This is a genomic window from Actinacidiphila polyblastidii, assembly GCF_036353415.1.
Taxonomy (GTDB): Bacteria; Actinomycetota; Actinomycetes; order Streptomycetales; family Streptomycetaceae; genus Actinacidiphila; species Actinacidiphila polyblastidii.
In genome coordinates this window covers 41,719-60,182 of record NZ_JAZEWV010000032.1, presented here as the reverse complement: position 1 = coordinate 60,182, position 18,464 = coordinate 41,719, and the positions used below count along the sequence as shown (strand labels likewise).

Below are 18,464 nucleotides of genomic sequence, written 5' to 3'. Positions count from 1 at the left end.
GCTCCGATCATGCACCGGGGAACGCCGCGGACGAGCGGTCCACGAGCTTCTCGGGGATGTCGGCGAGGCAGCCGCGCAGTCGCTCGCCGAGCGCCTTGGCCTGCGGGTCGGCGCTGGTGGACGCGGCGACGCCGTCCCCGAGCAGGCCGTGGACGACGAAGTTGACCGCCCGCAGGTTCGCCAGTACGTACCGGCTGACCGGGAGCCTCGCGGTCTCCGGCAGCAGCGCGCGCAGCCGCGGCACGTCGAGCCAGTCGCGCAGCCACTCCCAGGCCGGGTCGTCGCGGGCCCACAGCCCGACGTTCGCGTCGCCGCCCTTGTCCCCGGAGCGTGCGCCGATCAGGGTGCCGAGCGGCAGCCGTACGGTCCTGCCCCAGGCCGCCGCGACCGGCTCGGCGCGCTCCGGGCGGGACTGCGGCTCGGCGGCGCCGGCCGGCGGCACCACGACCGGCGGTACGGCGTCGGCGCGCGCGGGTCGGGGCCGGCCGGCCGCGGAGGGCGGCCGCGGCACGGGGAGGCGGCTGCCGTCGGCGAGAACGGTCTCGGCGGTGACCTCGGCGGCGTCGATCAGCGCGGGCCAGTAGACGCCGTACTCGGTGGCCTTCGGCGAGGCGTGCTCCAGGTGGAGGCCGGGGTAGCCGGCGAGCGCGGTGCCCGCCACGGCGGTGAAGAAGCCGCGCCCGGCCTTGCCCGGGTCGCGGTCCTTGACGGTGACGGTGAGCCGGTCGGCCTCGCCGCCGTGCTCGCGCCGCAGGTCGTAGGTGTCGAAGGCGGCCGGGCCGCCGGTGGCGTCGCGCAGCGTGGCCTCGGCGAAGTCGGCCTTGGCGTCGAGGTCCAGGCCGGTGAGCACGAAGGTGGCGGAGTTGCGGTGGCCGCCGATGTGGTTGAGGCACACCTTCAGGTGCGCGGGCGCGGCTTCGCCGGTGACCGGGCCGACGGAGACCCGGTCGGGGCCCTGCTGGGCGAGCCGCACCGTGTCGAAGCGGGCCACCACGTCGGCGTTGGGGTAGGCGGGGTGGCCGATCTCGTACAGCAGTTGGGCGGTGACGGTGCCGACGGTGACCGCGCCCGCGGTGCCCGGGTGCTTGGTGATGACGCTGGAGCCGTCGGCGTGCAGTTCGGCGATCGGGAAGCCGGGGTGGACCGGGTCGCCGATCTCGGTGAAGAAGGAGTAGTTGCCGCCGGTGGCCTGGGTGCCGCACTCGATGATGTGCCCGGCGGTGACCGCGCCGGCCAGCGCGTCCCAGTCGTCCATCGCCCAGTCGAAGGCCCAGGCCGCCGGGCCGACGACGAGGGAGGCGTCGGTGACCCGGCCGCAGACGACCACGTCGGCGCCGGAGCGCAGCGCCTGGGTGATGCCCCAGCCGCCGAGGTAGGCGTTCGCGGTGACCGGTTCGACGCCGGACCCGGCGAGCGGGCGGCCGGTCGCCAGGTGGGCGAAGTCATGCCCACGGGACTGGAGTTCGGGCAGCCGGTCCAGCAGGTCGTCGCCCGCGACGTGGGCGATCACCGGGCGCAGGCCGCCGAGCGCGGCGAGTTCGCCGAGCTTGGCGGCCAGTCCTGCCGGGTTCAGGCCGCCCGCGTTGACCACGATCTTGATGCCGCGGTCCAGGCAGCTGCCGAGCACGTCCCGCATCTGGGCGAGGAAGGAGACCGCGTAGCCGCCGTCGGGGTCGCGCTGCCGGGCCTTCCACAGCAGCAGCATGGTCAGTTCGGCGAGGTAGTCGCCGGTGAGCACGTCGATCGGGCCGCCTTCGACCATCTCGCGGGCCGCCGACAGCCGGTCGCCGTAGTAGCCGGAGCAGTTGGCTATCCGCAGGGGCCCCTGCCGAGACGTGTGGCGTGAAGTCACCGTACTCTCCCGTCACTTCTCCTCTGGGTCACCGACCTGCACGATCATCTTGCCGGTGTTGGCGCCGCGCAAGACCCCGATGAACGCGTCGACGACGGCGCCGATGCCCTCGGCCACCGTGTCGTCCGGCACGATCCGGCCCGCGCGCAGCTCCGGGACGGCGAACTCCTCCAGTTCGCCCTGGAGTTCGCGGTGGTGGCGGACCAGGAACCCTTCCAGCCTGACCGCGCGGTGCACCAGGTCGTAGAGGTTGCGCGGGGCGGGCGGCGGGTCCGCCGGGTCGTTGTACTGGGCGACGCTCCCGCACCAGGCGATACGGCCGTGCTCGCGCATGTTCGCGATCAGCCCTTCGAGCTGGCCGCCGCCGACGTTCTCGAAGCCGACGTCGACGCCGTCCGGCGCGATCGCCGCCAACTGCTCGGCGAACGGCCCCGCGTGGTAGTCGAAGACCGCGTCGAACCCGAGGTCGCGCACCAGGTGGGCGGCCTTGGCCGCCGAGCCGGTGCTGCCGAGGACCCGGCCGGCGCCGAGCAGGCGGGCGAACTGCCCTGCGGCGCTGCCCACGCCGCCGGCCGCCGACGACACGAAGAAGGTCTCGCCCCTGGCCGGCCGCGCGACGCGGGTCAGGCCGGCGTACGCGGTCAGGCCGGTGCCGCCGAGGACGCCCAGCCGGGTGCGCAGCGGCACCCCGTCGGTGCGCGGCAGCACCCGCGCCTCGTCGGCGGCGACCAGGGCGTGGGTGCGCCAGCCGTGGCGGTGGAAGACCAGGTCGCCGGGGCGCAGGCCGGGGGTGCGGCTGGCGGTGACCCGGCCGACGGCGCGGCCCTCCAGCGGCGCGTTCAGCGCCCAGTGGCCCTCCTCCATCGCCTCGCGCATGTACGGGTCCACGGACAGGTAGATGTTCTCCACGAGCGCGGCGCCGGGCCCGGGGGCCGGCACGGCGTGCTCGGTGAACGCGAAGTCGGTGGGGACCGGCAGGCCGGCCGGGCGGGCGACCTGCTGCACGGTGACGGCGCGGGCCGCGGCGCGCACCGCGGGAGCGGCGTGCGGGGAGATCAGGGGGGCGGTGTGCGGGACGCTCAGGGAGGCGGCGTTGTCGCTGGTCATGGGCGTCACCCTAGGAGCGGGCGGCCCGCGCGGTGCAGGGGTCGGCGGTGATGGACCGGGCACTTCCATGAGCGGCGTCGATGGATGGTGCGGTCACCGCACTAGGGTGGCGGCCATGAGCGAACTCGCCGTGCACGAACTGCGCGTCCTCGTCGCCGTGGAGCGGGCGCGCAGCTTCACCGGCGCGGCGCGGGAGCTGGGCGGGACCCAGTCGGCGGTCTCGCACGCGGTCCGCTCCTGCGAGCGCAAGCTCGGCGTGGTGCTCTTCGACCGCGGCCGGTACGGGGCGCGGCCCACCGCGGCCGGCGAGGCGGCGGCCGCCCAGGCGCGGCGCGTGCTGCGGCTGCTGGCCGGACTCGGCGACGAGGCGCGGGGCGCGGCCACCGGTGAGGCGTCGGGGACGCTGCGGATCGTCGCCTTCCGCAGCGCGGCCGCGCAGGTGCTGCCCGCAGCGCTGGCCCGGCTCACCGCGCGCCATCCGCTGCTGGCGCCCGAGGTGCGGATCGTGCCGGACGTCGGCCGGGGCGCCCCCGGCGAGGTGGCCGACGGACGGGCCGATCTGGCCGTCGCGACGCTCGACGGTTCGGCGCCGGTGCCGGCCGGACTGGTCAGCGGGGTGCTGCTGGAGGAGCCGTACGCCCTGGTGCACCCGGTGGGCGCGGCCGATCCGCGCGCCCTGCCGCTGGTCGACTGGACGGAGAACTGCTCGTCATACACCCGCCGCTGGTGGGCGGAGCAGGACTGGATTCCGCGGGCGACGGTGGACGCGGGGGACGACAGCGTGGTGCTGTCGATGGTCGCGCGCGGGCTCGGCATGGCCGTCATGCCGGGGCTCGCGCTGCTCGACGCCCCGGCCGCCGTCGCGGTGGCCGACCTCGGCCCGCGCCGCCCGACCCGCAAGGTCGGCTACGTCACCACACCGGAGCTGGCGCACACTCTCGCGGTCCGCGCGCTCATCCGCGAACTGCGCTCCACCGCGCCCTCGTTGCTGCCCGCGGCCGCGCAACCCGCCGGTCCGGCGCGTGAGTCGGCGACGGGCTGATCAACGACGGCCGGAACGAGCCCCGAGGCGTGGGCAGCTCGACGGGCGAACGGCTCAGCGGCCCTCGCGCCAGGCGAGCAGCCGCCGGTACGCGTCGAGGCCGTCCGGCACCCATTCCCACTGGGTCAGCCGCGCGGCCAGCTCCTCCTCCGGCAGGAAGGCGTGCCAGGCGACCTCCTCCTGCTGCGGGGCGACCGGCAGTTCGCACCTGACCTGGTAGACGGCGGACCACCAGCGGTGCGAGCCGTTCTCGTAGAGGAAGGTGAACAGCGGCTCGGGCTGCGGCAGTCCGCTGACGCCCAGCTCCTCCTCGGCCTCGCGCAGCGCCGCCTGGTCGTAGCTCTCGCCCGCGCCGACCACGCCGCCGACGAACATGTCGTACAGGGAGGGGAAGACGAGCTTGCGGGCGGTGCGCCGGTGCACGAAGATCCGGCCCTGCCCGTCGCGGGCCAGCACGAACGAGGTGCGGTGGCGCAGCCCTCGGGCGTACGCCTCGGCGCGCGGCGCCTGGCCGACCACCCGGTCGTGTTCGTCCACGATGTCGAGGATCTCGTCCGCGGACAGCGGCGTGTCCGGCTGCGTGTCCGGCTGCTCGCCGGGCGGCTCGGCGTGCAGCGCACGCGGGTGGGGGTCGGGCTGCGGACGGGGAGCTGGCTGCGGCACGTTCAGGCACTTCCTGCGAGCAGGGACTCGGCGACGGCGGTCCGCATGTACAGCACCGAGCGGCCCACCCGGTGCGCCGAGACTATCCCGGCGTCCCGCAACGCGGTCAGGTGCTGGCTGACGCCGCCGGCCGACAGGCCGGTGCGGTCGGCGAGTTCGCTGGTGGAGGCGGGCGCGGCCAGCTCGGCGAGCAGCAGCGCGCGGGTGCGGCCGAGCACCGCGGCGACCGCGGCGGGGACCGGTGCGCGCTCGTCGTGCCAGACCGAACCCCAGCCGCGGCTGGGGTAGAACAGTTGCTTGACCGAAGGCGCCGCGGTGGTGGTGGCCACACCGGACCAGGCGAAGACCGAGGGCACCAGGACCATGCCCCGGCCGCCGAGGTCGACGCCGGGCGGGCAGTGCTTCTTGTCCACGGTGAGCACCCCCGCGCCCCACCGCACGGTCGGGTGCAGGTCGCCGAGCACCGCCTCCGCGCCGTCCGCCGCGAGCCGCCTGGCCTGGTGGAAGACGTCGGCCTCCAGCACCGCCTGCACCCGTGGCCAGTAGGGGGCCAGGGCCAGCTCCCAGTACGTGCGGATCTCGGCGGTGAGCCGGGCCAGGCCGTCGGCCGGATCGGCGTCCATCGCCTCGATCCGCGCGGTGCGCAGCCCGTACGCGTCCAGCTCCCGCCTGACCTCCGGCGCCGGTGTGGCGGCGACCTCGCGCAGTTCCGCGGGCAGACCGGCGCCCGGCCCGGTCGCGGGCGGCGGGGTGATGAAGTCCGGGGTGTAGCCGGCGGGCGGCACCAGGTCGAGGAGCAGGCAGCGGTCCAGGCCGGCGGCGGCCAGCCGCGGCGCGACCTCGTCCCGCCAGCGGCGGTGCACCGAGTGCGGCCCCGCGTTCTGGAAGGCCCGGACGCTCGCGACCACCTCCCACAGCGGCGATACCGCGAAGCGGGTCCGCGCCATGTCACTCGCCGAGAAGGCGAACCGGACGTTCCCCGCCATGTCGACTCCCCCGTCGCCGGCTGCCGTTCGCCGGATTCAGCCATGCCTTAATCAATGCCGTCAACCCAGGGGGCCGCCGCACCATTCCTTCATGACCACTCCCGTCCTGCAACCCCCGCAGCCGCCGAGCCGCCCGGGCGGCGCACCGCCCGAGGCGCCCCGGGCGCGGCCCGGCCGGGTGCGCGCCGCCGTGGCCGGGCACTTCGGCGGGCTGCCGGGACCGTTCTGGGTGGTCTTCGCCGGCACGGTCATCAACCGGGTGGGCACGATGGTGGTGCCGTTCCTGGTCTTCTACCTCGGCTCACGCGGCGTCACCACCGGGCAGACCCCGTACGTCCTCGGCGCGCTCGGCGCCGGCGGACTGGCCGGGCCGGTGCTCGGCGGCTGGTTCGCGGACCGGCTGGGGCGGCGTCCTGCCATCCTCACCGGCATGGTCGCCACGCCGGTCAGCCAGGCGCTGCTGTTCTGCTCACCGGGCCTGGCGACGCTCGCGGTCGCCGCCGCGCTGGTCGGCGCGGCGAGCAGCCTGCACGCTCCGGGGGTCGCGGCGGTCATCGTCGACTCGGCGGGACCGTCCCGCCGCCAGGCCGCCTTCGGGCTCTACCACTGGGCGATCAACCTCGGCGCGGCCACCGCGGGCGCGCTCGGCGGCTTCCTGGTGGACCGCGGGTTCTGGCTGCTGTTCGCGGTGGACGCGGTGACCTGCCTGGGCTTCGCGGCGGTCGCGGCGGTGGCGCTGCCGCGCGACCCGGTCCGCCCGGCGAAGTCCGCGGCGCCCGGCGGGGGTTACGGCGTGGTGCTGCGCGACCGGCTGCTGCTGGCCTTCGTGACGGTGTCCGTCGCCGGCGAATGCGTGTACGCGCAGACCGAGTTCACGGTGCCGATGGCCATCCGCGACCACGGGCTGCCGGCGAGCGTGTACGGGCTGGTGGCGGTGGTCAACGCGGCGCTCGTGGTGGCCCTGCAGCCGTTCGCCAACACGTGGGTGCTGCGCTTCGACCGGATGCGGGTGTGGGCGGCGGCGTCCGTGCTGGTCGCCGCGGGCGTCGGGCTGACCGGGACGGCGCACACCACCGGCGGCTTCGTGGCGACGGTGGTGGTGTGGAGCGCGGGCGAGGTGTGCGCGGGCGGCATCGCCACGTCGGTCGTGGCCGACCTGGCCCCCGACCACGCCCGTGCCCGCTACCAGGCGGCCCTCAACTGGGCGCGCGGCGCGGCCCGCTTCCTGGCCCTCGCCTTCGGCCCCGCCCTCTACGCGACCGGCGGCCCGGCCGCCCTGTGGTGGACGGTCGTCGCCGTGGGGCTGTGCGGTGCGCTCGGCGCGCTGCTGCTGCGCCCGGCGCTGCGTGCGGTGCGCCGCCCCTGAGCGGGCGGTCCGGCGCTCACGGGGGTGCCGGACCGCCTACCACCGCCCGGCCCTCGCACGGCGGCCCCACTCCCCTGGCGACCGGGCCCGCCGGGTGAAGTGGGAGGTGGCTGGTTAGTGTGGTCGGGTGAGCGACATCGGCCGGCTGCGCGGCGCCCGTGAGGCGGTACGGCTGTGGTTCGCGCCCAGCCGGGTGGAGGCGGAGGGCGCCACGCCCGACTACCGCTTCTCGCTCGCGAACGAGCGCACGTTCCTGGCCTGGATCCGTACCGCCCTCGCGCTGATCGGCGGCGGCTTCGCGGTCGACCAGTTCCTCACCCACCACCTCACGCACTGGGTCCGGGTCGCGCTGTCCCTCGCGCTGCTCGCCGGCGGCGTCGCCTGCACGCTGCGCGCGGTCAACCACTGGGTGCGCTGCGAGCGGGCGATGCGCCGCGGCACCGATCTGCCCCAGTCGCGCTTCCCCGCCTCCCTCGCGATCCTCGTCGCGGTGATCGCGGTCGCCATGGTGGCCGTGGTGCTCTTCGGCTGGGCCGGCTGATGGACGCGGCCCCGGCGGGCGAGGGCGGCGCGCGTACCGGGTCGGGCCGGTGGGTCGCGGTCGAGACCGACCGCGACCCGGGGCTGCAGCCGGAACGCACCCGGCTGGCGTGGCGGCGCACCACCCTGTCCTGGGCGGTCGTCGCCGTGCTCGGCGTCCGCCAGGCGCTGCGCCGCCCCGGCGGCGGGGCGGCGCTCCCGGTCACCGCGGTCTGCGTCCTCGCCGCCGTCTTCCTCGCCTTCCTGGCCCTCGCGCACCTGCGCATCCAGCGCCTCGGCCGGAGCCCGCAGCCGGCGCGCCTGAGCCGGCGAGCCGCGCTCGCCGTCCTCACCTGCACCCTCGCACTCGCCGCGTGCGGCGCCGCCCTGATCCTCTAGCACGGGCACCGCACCGGCGCCGGGCCGGTCTGGCGCGGCGCCCCGGTTCGTCAGCGGGCCGCCCGCGCCGCGGTCTCGGCCGCGGCGCCGCCCGGCGCGTCGGCGCCGGCGCCGGCCGCGGCGCGGTCCGCCGGGGCGACCGCGGCGGACGGCGGGGCTTCGGAGGGGCGGCGCAGACCCGCCCAGGCGACGAGGGCGACCAGGGCGAGGGCGACGCCGGCGATGGCGAAGCTGAGGGTGTACTGGGACTCGGCGGGGAGGGCGGGGGTGCCCGGGGGCAGGTGGGGGACGGTCTTGGAGGCGAGGACGGTGGTGACGACGGCGCTGCCGATCGCGCTGCCGGTGGAGCGCGAGATGGAGTTGATGCCGTTGGCGATGCCGGTCTGGTGGTGCGGCACGCTGCGGACGATGACGGCGGGCATCGCCGCGTACCCGAAGGCGATCGCGACGCCGACGAGCGCGCCCGCGCCGATCACCGAGAAGCTGTGCGCGTGGTCGGCGACGATCCAGCCGAATCCGGCCGCGCCGGCCAGCGCGGCGAGGAGCAGCACCAGGCGCGGCCCGTGCCGCCGTACGAGCGCGCCGCCGACGGGCGCGGCCACCAGCGACACCAGGGTGCTGGGCAGCAGGTACTCCACGGACGCGCGCAGCACGCTCGCGTCGAAGCCGTAGCCGATCAGCCGCGACGGCATCTGCGCCAGGTAGGACACGCCGATGAAGAGGACGAAGGCACCGAAGCCGACCAGGAGTCCGGCGAGGTTCGCCATGAGCACCGGGCGGTGGACGAACATCCGCATGTCGACCAGCGGTTCGCGCACCCTGCGCTCGACCAGCACCCACACCGCGCCCATCAGCACCGACCCAGCGAAGCAGCCGGCCGTGCGGACGGAGGACCAGCCCCACTCGTGGCCCTGGCTGATCGCGAGCAGCAGGAGGACGAGGGTGAGCGCCAGGGTCAGCGTGCCGAGCACGTCGGTGCGGCCGCCGGTCCTGTGCCGGGTCGCGGGGACCAGGGTGAGCACGGCGACGAGCACCAGCACGGCCATGCCGGTGGCCAGCCAGAAGGCGCTGCGGTAGTCGGGGTGCGCGCCGGAGGTGAGCAGCCCGGTGGCGACCAGTGCGATGCCGCTGCCGAACGCGAAGGCGCCGCTGGCCAGGGCCATCGCGCCGGGGAGCTTCTTCGGTTCGATCTCCTCGCGCAGGATCGACAGCGCGAGCGGGAAGATCGCGGTCGCCGCGCCCTGCAGGACCCGGCCGGCGATCAGCCAGAGCAGCGAGTGCGTGGTGGCCGCCAGCAGCGTGCCGGCGATGAGCACCAGCAGCACCCCGACGAGGGTGGGCTTCTTGCCGTGCTGGTCGCCGAAGCGTCCCAGCAGCGGCGTGAAGACCGCCGCGGACAGCAGCGTCGCCGTGGTCACCCAGCTGGCGTTGGCGGCCGTGGTGTGCAGGCTCGTCTGGATCAGGCCGAGGATCGGCACCACCAGCGTCTGCATCATCGACACGACCATCGCGGCCAGGCTCAGCGCGAGGACGGTGCCTTTCGTGCTCCTCCCCGGGTGGCCGGGGCGGAGCGCGTGGCCGGGCTGCGGCGCGGTACTGCTGCTCATCGCGGAGATGTCCTTCAGGTCCTGGATACTTAAAGATGTCAAGCAAATGTCCTGATGGATGCTAGGCGCGACTACTTAAGGTCGTCAAACAGAAGATCGATGCCCTGAAGCATCGGCGCGGGCCTCCGCCACCCGGTCGTACGGGGTCGCCGCGCCCGTCGTCAGCGGGCGCCGACCTCCGGCTCCGGGGCGAGGATGTCCAGTTCGCGCAGGGCGCCGACGCAGATCGCGCGCATCAGGGACTCCGCCGCGGCGGCGTCGCGGGCCCTGACCGCCTCCGCGACACGGACGTGCAGGGTCACCGCCTCGGGGTCGGGAGCGGTGAACATCACATGGTGCTCGGTGCGGCCGGTGAGCACCTCGGCGACCACGTCGCCGAGCCGGGCGAACATCTCGTTGCCCGACGCCTCCAGCATCACCCGGTGGAAGGCCACGTCGTGGACGAGGTACGCGGCGAGGTCGGCCGCGCGGCCGGCGGCCGCCATCTCGGCGGCGAGCACGGTGAGTTCGCGGCACTGCGCGGGCGTGGCCGCGTCCGCCGCGAGGCCCGCGGCGACCGGCTCGACGGCGGTGCGCAGCGTGGTCAGCGAGCGCAGTTGGCGCGCGCGGTCGGCGCCGGCCAGCCGCCACCGGATCACCGCGGGGTCGAAGACGTTCCACTCCTCGGTGCGCCGGACCGTGACGCCGACCCGGCGCCGGGTCTCCACCAGGTGCATCGCCTCCAGCACCCGCACCGCCTCCCGCACGACCGTGCGGGACACCCCGTAGCGCGCCTCGAGTTCGTCGATCCGCAGCACCGTCCCCGGCGGGTGCTCGCCGGAGGCGATGGCCGGGCCCAGCTCGGCCAGGACCCGGGAGTGCAGCCCGTTGGCGTGACCGGCGGCGGGGGCGTCGCGCCGGTCGTGCGGGGCTTCCTGCTGAGGCATGGGCCAAGCGTAGTTGGTCACCACTGTCGTATGACTTTTAGATCACAGACTCTTGAATAAGTAGTACCTAACGTGTTCAGTGGTCCGCAGCCGCCGGGCGGGGTCTCCCCCGTCTCCGCCCGGCGGTCCCCCAAGGAGGTAGGAACCGATGACGCCCGCACCGCAGCTGCTCCCGGTGATCGTGGTCATGGGAGTCTCCGGCTCGGGCAAGTCCACCGTCGGCGGCCTGCTGGCCGAGCGGCTCGGCGTCCCCTACGCCGAGGCCGACGACTTCCACCCGCCGGCCAACATCGCCAAGATGTCCGCCGGTCACCCGCTGGACGACACCGACCGGGCGCCCTGGCTCGACGCGATCGCCGGCTGGATCGAGGAGCGCGCCGGCCACGGCGGCGTGGTCAGCTGCTCGGCGCTGCGCCGCCGTTACCGCGACCGGCTGCGGCGCGACGCGCCCGACCTGTTCTTCCTCCACCTGGACGGCTCACCGGAGCTGATCGCCTCGCGGCTCGCCGCGCGGATGCAGCACTTCATGCCGTCCGGCCTGCTGGCCTCGCAGTTCGAGGCGCTCGAACCACTGGAGCCCGACGAGGCGGGGGCGGTCGTCCCCGTCGACGGCGGCGCGCGGCAGATCGCCGAGCGGGCGCTCGCCGCGCTGCCCGGCGCCACCGGGCGCTAGCGCCCCTCCCCCTCCCCGTCCGACCCGCCGTCACCGCGGCCGCCGCCTCGGCACCCGCCGCCTCCGGTGGCCGCCGCCGTCACGGCGCCCTGTCCGCCGCCCCTCACGCCCCCGTCCCCCTGGAGTCCTCCGTGTCCGCACTCAGCGTCGAGCTGCTGGCCGCCGCCACGCCCCCGCCGATCACCGACGCCGGCAACACCCGGCTCGCCCTGGCCGCACTGGCCGGTATCGCCGTCATCGTCGTGCTGATCACCCGCTTCAAGCTGCACGCCTTCCTGGCGCTGACCATCGGCGCCGGTGTGCTGGGCTCGGTCGCCGGCGCCCCGCTCGCCAAGACCATCACCAGTTACACCACCGGCCTGGGCACCACGGTGGCCAGTGTCGGCACGCTGATCGCGCTGGGCGCGATCCTCGGCAAGCTGCTCGCGGACTCCGGCGGCGCCGACCAGATCGTGGACACCATCCTGGCCAGGACCAGCGAGAAGCGGCTGCCCTGGGCGATGGCGCTGATCGCGGGCCTGGTCGGGCTTCCGCTGTTCTTCGAGATCGGCATCGTCCTGCTGATCCCGGTGGTGCTGCTGGTCGCCAGGCGCAGCGGTCAGTCGCTGATCAGGATCGGCATACCCGCACTCGCCGGCCTGTCGGTCATGCACGGCCTGGTGCCCCCGCACCCCGGGCCGCTCGCCGCGATCGACGCCATCCACGCCGACATGGGCACCACCCTCGCGCTCGGCGTACTGGTCGCGCTGCCCACGCTGGCGCTGGCGGGACCGCTCTTCGGGCGGGTCGCCTCGCGCTGGGTGGACGTCGCACCGCCGGAGCGGATGACCCCGGCGCGTGCCTCGGACGACCTGGAGAAGCGGCCGGGCTTCGCCGCCACCGCCTGCACGATGCTGCTGCCGGTCGCCCTGATGCTCGCCAAGGCACTGGCCGACGTGATCGTGGACGACCAGAACAGCCTCGCCTACCGGATCTTCGACGTGATCGGCACGCCGCTGGTCGCACTGCTGGCCGCGGTGATCGTGGCGATGTTCACGCTCGGCCGGGCCGCCGGGTTCGGCAAGGACCGGCTGTCCTCGACGGTGGACGCCTCGCTCGCGCCGATCGCCGGGATCATGCTCATCGTCGGCGCCGGCGGTGGTTTCAAGCAGACCCTGATCGACTGCGGGGTGGGCCAGACGATCCTCGACTGGTCGAAGGACTGGCACATCTCGGCGCTGCTGCTCGGCTGGCTGATCGCCGTGCTGATCCGGGTGGCGACGGGCTCGGCGACCGTGGCGATCATCTCGGCCTCCGGCCTGGTCGCGCCCCTTGCCGCGAACATGTCCGGCACCCACACCGCGCTCCTGGTGCTCGCGGTGGGCGCCGGCTCGCTCTTCTTCTCCCACGTCAACGACGCGGGATTCTGGCTGGTCAAGGAGTACTTCGGGATGGACGTCCCGCAGACGCTCAAGACCTGGTCGGCGATGGAGACGGTGATCTCGGTGGTGGCGCTCGGGTTCGTGATGCTCCTCTCGGTGATCGTCTAGCCGCCCGCGACCACCCGGCCTGCGACGACCGGCCTGCGACGACCGGCCCGCGAACCCACCGGCGGGCGGCCGTACCCCTCTCATGCGGGGTACGGCCGCCCGCCCCGGCCTGTCACCAGCGCGGCACGCTCGGCGTCTGCCACCGGGGGTCGGCCTTGCGCATCGCCGCCGCGTCGTCGCGGTCGCGCATCGTGCCGTCGTCCTCCAGCCAGCGCCGGTGCAGCGCGGCCAGCACCTCGCGGTCCAGCTCGACGCCGAGCCCCGGCCGGTCGGACACCGCCAGCCGGCCGCCCTCGAAGACGTGCCGCTCGGTGATGACGTCCTCGGTCTGCCACGGGTAGTGGGAGTCGCAGGCGTAGTCGAGGTTGGGCACGGTCGCCGCGACGTGGGTCATGGCGGCGAGGCTGATGCCCAGGTGGGTGTTGGAGTGCATGGACAGGCCGACGCCGAAGGTGCGGCAGACCGCTGCGAGCTGCTGGGTGTTGCGCAGCCCGCCCCAGTAGTGGTGGTCGGAGAGCACGACCTGGACGGCGCCGCGGGTGAACGCCTCCTGGATCTCCGGGAAGGTCGTCACGCACATGTTCGTGGCCAGCGGCACCTCGGTGCCCGCGGCGACCTCGGCCATCCGGTCGGTGCTGCTGGCCGGGTCCTCCAGGTACTCCAGGACGTCCGCGAGTTCGCGGGCGACGTGCAGCGAGGTCGGCACCGACCACGCGCCGTTGGGGTCCAGGCGCAGCGGGCGGCCGGGGAACGCCTCGGCGAGCGCGCGGACGGCGGCGATCTCCTCCTCGGGCGGGAAGACCCCGCCCTTGAGCTTGAAGGAGCCGAAGCCGTATGTCTCGGCGAAGCGCCGGGCCTGGGCGACCACGCCCTCCGGGTCGAGGGCGGCGCCCCAGTCGTCGGGCTCGCCCTGGCCCTGGGGGTGGGCGGCGAGCCGGTAGAAGAGGTAGGCGCTGTAGTCGATGTGGTCGCGGACCTTGCCGCCGAGCAGGGCGTGCACCGGCAGGCCGAGCGCCTTGCCGAGCGCGTCGAGGCAGGCCACCTCGAAGCCGGAGATCACCGACAGCCGCAGCTTGTCCGCGGTCTGCACGCCCCGCAGGCCGCCGACGTCGACCGAGTCCGACACCTCCGCCGGGTCGCCGCAGACCTGCTCGGCGAGGGTGAACAGGCCGTTCAGGTCGCTGACCGGCCGGCCGGGCAGGGCCTTGGCGAGGGGTGCCGCGAGGTCGAGATAACGGGTGTCACCGTAGGTCTCACCCACCCCGGTCGTACCGTCGGCGGTGACGACCTCGATGATGAGCCGGGGGGTGTAGGGCTGGTGGACGCCCTGGGTGTTGAGCAGTGGCGGGTCCGCGATCAGGATGGGGGTCAGCCGCACCTCGGTCACCGTGAGCGCCGCCGAGCGGTCCGTCGCATCCACTGTCTTCATATGTGAATTATGTTCACCCATAAGTCCAGAGAGTAGGCGCGCCGCCCCTCGCCCGTCAACGCGGCCGGGGGCGCGGGGGAACTGGACGGCATACCGACCAGTCGGTACGATTTCCGCATGAGCGATACGGACACCCCCCGGGGCCTCGACCTCGCCCGGCTCCGCGACCTGCTGGACCGGGAACGCCCCGGCCTGGTGGCCGCAGACCTGCGGGCGGACCTCGTCGAGGGCGGCCGGTCCAACCTCACCTACCGGGTCACCGACGGCGCCGGCTCCTGGGTGGTGCGCCGCCCTCCGCTCGGGCACGTCCTCGCCACCGCGCACGACATGGCCCGCGAGCACCGCGTGATGTCCGCCCTCGCGCCGACCCCGGTGCCGGTCCCCCGCACCGTGCTGCTCTGCGAGGACGACACGGTCATCGGCGCGCCCTTCTACGTGATGGACTTCGTGCCGGGCACCCCGTACCGCACCGAGAGCCAGCTGCGGGAGCTGGGCGCCGAGCGGACCCGGGCGGTCGCGCTGACCCTCGTCGACACCCTGGTGGACCTGCACGCGGTGGACCCGGCGGCGGTCGGCCTCGACGACTTCGGCCGGCCGGAGGGGTTCCTCGACCGCCAGCTGCGGCGCTGGGGCAAGCAGCTCGACGCCTCCCGCAGCCGTGAGCTGCCCGGCATCGACGAGCTGCACGCCGCGCTCGGCCGGGCGATGCCGGCCTCCCCCGCGCCGGCCGTCGTGCACGGCGACTACCGGCTCGACAACGTGCTCTTCGACCGGGACGACCGGCTGACCGCCGTGCTGGACTGGGAGATGTCCACCCTCGGCGACCCGCTCACCGACCTCGGGCTGCTGGTGATGTACGGCGAGCAGCACGGCGTCCCCGACTTCCCCGCGCCGACCACCGGCGGCGCCCCCGGCCATCCGTCCACCGACGAGGTGGTCGAGCGCTACGCCCGCCGCTCCGGCCGCGACGTCTCCTCGATCGGCTGGTACACCGCCTTCGCCTACTTCAAGCTCGCGGTGATCCTGGAGGGCATCCACTACCGCTGGACGCTCGGTCAGACCCTCGGGCGCGGCTTCGACCGCATCGGCAGCGTCGTGCCCCTCTTCATCGAACGCGGCCTGCACACCCTCCAGCACGAGAAGGGCTGACCCACCATGGACTTCGGCTTCGACGCCAGGACCACGGAACTGCGCGAGCGGCTGGCCGCGTTCCTCGACGAGCACGTGTACCCGGCGGAGGCGGTCTTCGACGAGCAGCGCGAGCAGGCCACCGGCGAGGCCGTCTGGTCGGCGCCGCCGGTCGTGGAGCAGCTCAAGGCCGAGGCCCGCGGGCAGGGTCTGTGGAACCTCTTCCTGCCCGGCGAGCACGGCGCGGGACTGACCAACCTTCAGTACGCGCCGCTGGCCGAACTCACCGGCCGCAGCCCGCACCTCGCGCCGCCCGCGCTCAACTGCGCGGCCCCCGACACCGGGAACATGGAAGTGCTCGCGGAGTTCGGCACCCCGGCGCAGCGCAAGGAGTGGCTGGAGCCGCTGCTGGCCGGCGAGATCAGGTCGGCGTTCGCGATGACCGAGCCGGACGTCGCCTCCTCGGACGCGACCAACATCGAGACGCGCATCGAGCGCGACGGCGACTCGTACGTCGTCAACGGCCGCAAGTGGTACATCTCCGGGGCGATGAACCCGCGGTGCGCGATCTTCATCGTGATGGGCAAGACCGACCCGGCCGCCGACCGGCACCGCCAGCAGAGCCAGATCCTGGTGCCGCGGGACACCCCGGGCATCGAAGTACGGCGCGGCATGCGGGTGTTCGGCTTCGACGACGGCGACCACGGCGGGCACGCCGAGGTGGTCTTCCACGACGTGCGGGTGCCGGCCGCGAACCTGATCGGCGAGGAGGGCGGCGGCTTCGCCATCGCCCAGGCGCGGCTGGGCCCCGGCCGCATCCACCACTGCATGCGGCTGATCGGCATGGCCGAGCGCGCCCTGGAGCTGATGTGCCGGCGCGCCGCCGGCCGGGTCGCCTTCGGCAAGCCGCTCGCCGCGCAGGGCGTGGTGCAGGAGTGGATCGCCGAAGCCCGCGTGGAGATCGAGCAGTTGCGGCTGCTGGTGCTCAAGACGGCCTGGCTGATGGACACCGTCGGCAACCAGGGCGCGCACACCGAGATCCAGGCGATCAAGATCGCCACGCCCGCGGCCGTGCAGCGCATCGTCGACCGCGCCATCCAGGTGCACGGGGCCGGCGGCGTCGGCCAGGACTTCCCGCTCGCCCACCTCTGGGCCGCGGCGCGGACACTGCGTTTGGCCGACGGCCCGGACGAGGTCCACAAGCGGTCGCTGGCGCGACGCGAGCTCAAGAAATACGCCTGACGGCGTTTGTCCCGCCGACGCCCCCCGCCCCACCCGGGGCGCGGGGAACGGCGCGAGCGACCCACCGGCCCGGAAACGACCGCAGCAGCCCCACCCGGCCGGTGACCACGTACAGTCCCCGCGGCGGCTGGCCGCGCGGTTCCCCGCGCCCCTCAAAAACCCCGGGCTGCGCCCGGAACACGCCGGGCGTCACGCAGCGCCAGGGGCGCGATCAGCCCACCCACCGGCAGGTGGTCCGGGGACGACGGCAACGGCCCGAACGGGCCGGTGGTGGGGTGACCGCCGGGAGGCGGACGGGTCAGGGGATGACGACGAGGCGGCCGGTGGTCGTGCCGTCGGCCACCCGCTGGACCGCGCCGGCCGCGCCGGCGAACGGCACGCGCTCGGTGACGAGCGGCCGTACCAGCCCCTCGGCGGCCAGGCGGCCCAGCTCGTCGTGGGCCTGCCGCACCGCGACCGGGTCGTGGGTGTTGTACAGCCCCCAGTGCAGCCCGAGGATCGCGTAGTTCTTCACCAGCGCGTGGTTGAGGCCGGGCGCCGGGATCGTGCCCGAGGTGAAGCCGACGACCACGATCCGCCCCTCGAAGGCGACGCACTTGGTGGACTTCGTGTACGCCTCGCCGCCCACCGGGTCGTAGACCACGTTCGCGCCGCGGCCCGCGGTCGCCTCCTTCACCACGGCCACGAAGTCCTCACGGTGGCGGTCCACCACGATGTCCGCGCCCAGCTCGCGGGCGGCCTTCGCCTTCTCGGGGCCGCCGACCACGCCGATCACGGTGGCGCCCGCGGCCTTGCCGAGCTGGACGGCCGCGCTGCCCACGCCGCCCGCGGCGGCGTGCACGAGCAGCGTCTCGCCGGGTCGGAGGGCGGCCCGCCGGTGCAGGCCGAACCATCCGGTCTGGTAGCCGATGTGCAGCGCGGCGGCCTCCGCGTCGTCCAGCGCCTCGGGCGCGGGCAGCACGCCGGCCGCGGGAACCACCGCGTACTCGGCGAAGGCGCCGGCCGGCAGCGCCGCCGGAGTGATCACCCGGGCGCCGGCGTCGAGCCCGGTGACGCCCTCGCCGACCGCCTCGACCCGCCCGCACATCTCCACGCCGGGGGTGAAGGGCAGCGGCGGCCTGATCTGGTACTGGCCGCGGCACAGCATCGCGTCGGGGAAGTTCACATTCGCGGCCAGCACCCGCAACAGCACCTCGCCGGGGCCCGGTTCGGGCGCCGGGACCTCGTCGAGGCGCATCGCCTCGCGCGGTTCGCCGTTCTCGTGGACGCGCCATGCCTTCACGTGGGAACTCCCCAGGGGGTCAGGGCCGCCGCACCGAGTGCAGCAGCAGATCGGAGAACTCGGTGGCGACCTGCTCCGCGGACAGCGGTCCGTCCGCGTGGTACCAGGTGCCGAGATGGTGCACGGAGCCGAAGAAGTAGTCGACGACGAGGTCGGGCCGCAGTTCGGCGCGGAAGTGCCCGTCGCGCTGCCCCTCCTCGACCAGCGAGCGGAACCGCTCGTGGTAGCGGCGCCGTTCGGCACGCACCGCCTTCTGCTTCTCCGGGCTCAGCTGGTGCATCGAGCGGAAGAAGATCTTCGTGTCGTCGAGGTTCTGGATGCTGGTGACGACGACGTCCGCGGCGGCCTCGGCGAGCCGCTCGGGCACGTCGGTGGGGCGGGCGGCGATCGCGTCGAGCCGCTCGGTCTGCAGCCGCAGCACCCGGGCGTAGATCTCGTGCAGCAGGTCGTCCTTGGAGCCGAAGTAGTGGTAGAGCGCGCCCTTGGTGACGCCGGCCGCCTCCACGATCTCCTGGACGGAGGTGCGGTCGTAGCCGCGCTCGGCGAACAGCCGGGTGGCCTCGGCGAGCAGCCGCTCGGGTACGGCGGCGCCCGCGCCCGCCCCGGCGGCCGTACCCGGCCCCGCGCCGGCGCCCGTCCCCGCGCCGCTGCCGCCCGTCGCGCTGCGTGCCATGACCTGACCTCTCTCCCTGCCGTGCGGCGCCGGTGGCGACC

17 protein-coding genes are annotated in these 18,464 nt (G+C 74.6%); 8 read left to right on the top strand and 9 right to left on the bottom strand.

What is annotated here, in order from left to right; genetic code table 11:
• Positions 1-7 precede the first annotated feature (7 nt).
• Positions 8-1,762, bottom strand: coding sequence for an acyclic terpene utilization AtuA family protein (locus V2S66_RS27325; protein ID WP_413966494.1), 1,755 nt, complete (start codon positions 1,760-1,762; stop codon positions 8-10).
• 102 nt (positions 1,763-1,864) lie between these two features.
• Entirely contained in the window at positions 1,865-2,935 is a 1,071-nt protein-coding gene (locus tag V2S66_RS27320; RefSeq protein ID WP_330799394.1) for an NADP-dependent oxidoreductase, read from the bottom strand.
• A gap of 139 nt (positions 2,936-3,074) precedes the next feature.
• Here V2S66_RS27320 and V2S66_RS27315 point away from each other — a divergent pair, with 139 nt between their 5' ends.
• Positions 3,075-4,001 (top strand): LysR family transcriptional regulator, encoded by a 927-nt coding sequence (locus V2S66_RS27315; protein WP_330799369.1) that lies wholly within the window; start codon positions 3,075-3,077, stop codon positions 3,999-4,001.
• Positions 4,002-4,055: 54 nt separating this feature from the next.
• On the opposite strand, the gene V2S66_RS27310 is transcribed toward V2S66_RS27315, so the two are convergent.
• Together V2S66_RS27310 and V2S66_RS27305 are read right to left on the bottom strand one after the other, a co-directional pair.
• Complete coding sequence (locus V2S66_RS27310; protein ID WP_330799393.1) at positions 4,056-4,616, bottom strand: NUDIX hydrolase; 561 nt, start codon at positions 4,614-4,616, stop codon at positions 4,056-4,058.
• Positions 4,617-4,666: 50 nt separating this feature from the next.
• A complete protein-coding gene (locus V2S66_RS27305; RefSeq protein ID WP_330799368.1) occupies positions 4,667-5,650 on the bottom strand; it encodes an ArsR/SmtB family transcription factor in 984 nt (327 codons plus the stop codon).
• A 91-nt stretch (positions 5,651-5,741) separates the two neighbouring features.
• On the opposite strand from V2S66_RS27305, the gene V2S66_RS27300 reads away from it, so the two are divergent.
• The 3 genes from V2S66_RS27300 (at position 5,742) to V2S66_RS27290 (ending at position 7,934) form a co-directional block, all read left to right on the top strand.
• Positions 5,742-7,016, top strand: coding sequence for an MFS transporter (locus tag V2S66_RS27300; protein ID WP_330799367.1), 1,275 nt, complete (start codon positions 5,742-5,744; stop codon positions 7,014-7,016).
• A gap of 136 nt (positions 7,017-7,152) precedes the next feature.
• Complete coding sequence (locus V2S66_RS27295; RefSeq protein WP_330799392.1) at positions 7,153-7,557, top strand: YidH family protein; 405 nt, start codon at positions 7,153-7,155, stop codon at positions 7,555-7,557.
• Positions 7,557-7,934 (top strand): DUF202 domain-containing protein, encoded by a 378-nt coding sequence (locus tag V2S66_RS27290; RefSeq protein ID WP_330799366.1) that lies wholly within the window; start codon positions 7,557-7,559, stop codon positions 7,932-7,934. The genes V2S66_RS27295 and V2S66_RS27290 overlap by 1 nt, the downstream gene beginning before the upstream one ends.
• A 50-nt stretch (positions 7,935-7,984) precedes the next feature.
• Here V2S66_RS27290 and V2S66_RS27285 read toward each other — a convergent pair whose 3' ends face one another.
• Positions 7,985-9,541: an MFS transporter gene (locus tag V2S66_RS27285; RefSeq protein WP_413966493.1), complete on the bottom strand. Its 1,557-nt coding sequence runs from the start codon at positions 9,539-9,541 to the stop codon at positions 7,985-7,987.
• Positions 9,542-9,702: 161 nt separating this feature from the next.
• A complete protein-coding gene (locus tag V2S66_RS27280) occupies positions 9,703-10,467 on the bottom strand; it encodes a FadR/GntR family transcriptional regulator (protein ID WP_330799364.1) in 765 nt (254 codons plus the stop codon).
• Between the two features lie 148 nt (positions 10,468-10,615).
• On the opposite strand from V2S66_RS27280, the gene V2S66_RS27275 reads away from it, so the two are divergent.
• Together V2S66_RS27275 and V2S66_RS27270 are read left to right on the top strand one after the other, a co-directional pair.
• Positions 10,616-11,140, top strand: a complete 525-nt coding sequence (locus tag V2S66_RS27275) for a gluconokinase (protein WP_330799363.1) — start codon at positions 10,616-10,618, stop codon at positions 11,138-11,140.
• Between the two features lie 131 nt (positions 11,141-11,271).
• Positions 11,272-12,669: a GntP family permease gene (locus V2S66_RS27270; protein ID WP_330799362.1), complete on the top strand. Its 1,398-nt coding sequence runs from the start codon at positions 11,272-11,274 to the stop codon at positions 12,667-12,669.
• A 112-nt stretch (positions 12,670-12,781) separates the two neighbouring features.
• Here V2S66_RS27270 and V2S66_RS27265 read toward each other — a convergent pair whose 3' ends face one another.
• Positions 12,782-14,098 carry a glucarate dehydratase family protein gene (locus V2S66_RS27265; protein ID WP_330799361.1) on the bottom strand — a complete coding sequence of 439 codons (1,317 nt, stop codon included), beginning with the start codon at positions 14,096-14,098 and terminating at the stop codon, positions 12,782-12,784.
• Between the two features lie 117 nt (positions 14,099-14,215).
• On the opposite strand from V2S66_RS27265, the gene V2S66_RS27260 reads away from it, so the two are divergent.
• Together V2S66_RS27260 and V2S66_RS27255 are read left to right on the top strand one after the other, a co-directional pair.
• Positions 14,216-15,247, top strand: coding sequence for a phosphotransferase family protein (locus V2S66_RS27260; protein ID WP_330799360.1), 1,032 nt, complete (start codon positions 14,216-14,218; stop codon positions 15,245-15,247).
• A 6-nt stretch (positions 15,248-15,253) separates the two neighbouring features.
• A complete protein-coding gene (locus V2S66_RS27255; RefSeq protein ID WP_330799359.1) occupies positions 15,254-16,468 on the top strand; it encodes an acyl-CoA dehydrogenase family protein in 1,215 nt (404 codons plus the stop codon).
• A 298-nt stretch (positions 16,469-16,766) separates the two neighbouring features.
• On the opposite strand, the gene V2S66_RS27250 is transcribed toward V2S66_RS27255, so the two are convergent.
• Both V2S66_RS27250 and V2S66_RS27245 read right to left on the bottom strand, forming a co-directional pair.
• The gene (locus tag V2S66_RS27250; RefSeq protein WP_330799358.1) at positions 16,767-17,750 is read right to left on the bottom strand and encodes an NADPH:quinone oxidoreductase family protein; all 984 of its coding nucleotides are present in this window, start codon (positions 17,748-17,750) and stop codon (positions 16,767-16,769) included.
• A 19-nt stretch (positions 17,751-17,769) separates the two neighbouring features.
• On the bottom strand, positions 17,770-18,423 hold the full coding sequence (locus tag V2S66_RS27245; protein ID WP_330799357.1) for a TetR/AcrR family transcriptional regulator: 654 nt from the start codon (positions 18,421-18,423) through the stop codon (positions 17,770-17,772).
• Positions 18,424-18,464 lie beyond the last annotated feature (41 nt).

Bases quoted from the DNA above. Each gene is read 5' to 3' on its own strand.
- V2S66_RS27325 (WP_413966494.1), bottom strand. From the start codon at position 1,762: ATGGTCGAAGGCGGCCCGATCGACGTGCTCACCGGCGACTACCTCGCC.
- V2S66_RS27315 (WP_330799369.1), top strand. From the start codon at position 3,075: ATGAGCGAACTCGCCGTGCACGAACTGCGCGTCCTCGTCGCCGTGGAG.
- V2S66_RS27305 (WP_330799368.1), bottom strand. From the start codon at position 5,650: ATGGCGGGGAACGTCCGGTTCGCCTTCTCGGCGAGTGACATGGCGCGG.
- V2S66_RS27300 (WP_330799367.1), top strand. From the start codon at position 5,742: ATGACCACTCCCGTCCTGCAACCCCCGCAGCCGCCGAGCCGCCCGGGC.
- V2S66_RS27290 (WP_330799366.1), top strand. From the start codon at position 7,557: ATGGACGCGGCCCCGGCGGGCGAGGGCGGCGCGCGTACCGGGTCGGGC.
- V2S66_RS27285 (WP_413966493.1), bottom strand. From the start codon at position 9,541: ATGAGCAGCAGTACCGCGCCGCAGCCCGGCCACGCGCTCCGCCCCGGC.
- V2S66_RS27280 (WP_330799364.1), bottom strand. From the start codon at position 10,467: ATGCCTCAGCAGGAAGCCCCGCACGACCGGCGCGACGCCCCCGCCGCC.
- V2S66_RS27275 (WP_330799363.1), top strand. From the start codon at position 10,616: ATGACGCCCGCACCGCAGCTGCTCCCGGTGATCGTGGTCATGGGAGTC.
- V2S66_RS27265 (WP_330799361.1), bottom strand. From the start codon at position 14,098: ATGAAGACAGTGGATGCGACGGACCGCTCGGCGGCGCTCACGGTGACC.
- V2S66_RS27260 (WP_330799360.1), top strand. From the start codon at position 14,216: ATGAGCGATACGGACACCCCCCGGGGCCTCGACCTCGCCCGGCTCCGC.
- V2S66_RS27255 (WP_330799359.1), top strand. From the start codon at position 15,254: ATGGACTTCGGCTTCGACGCCAGGACCACGGAACTGCGCGAGCGGCTG.
- V2S66_RS27245 (WP_330799357.1), bottom strand. From the start codon at position 18,423: ATGGCACGCAGCGCGACGGGCGGCAGCGGCGCGGGGACGGGCGCCGGC.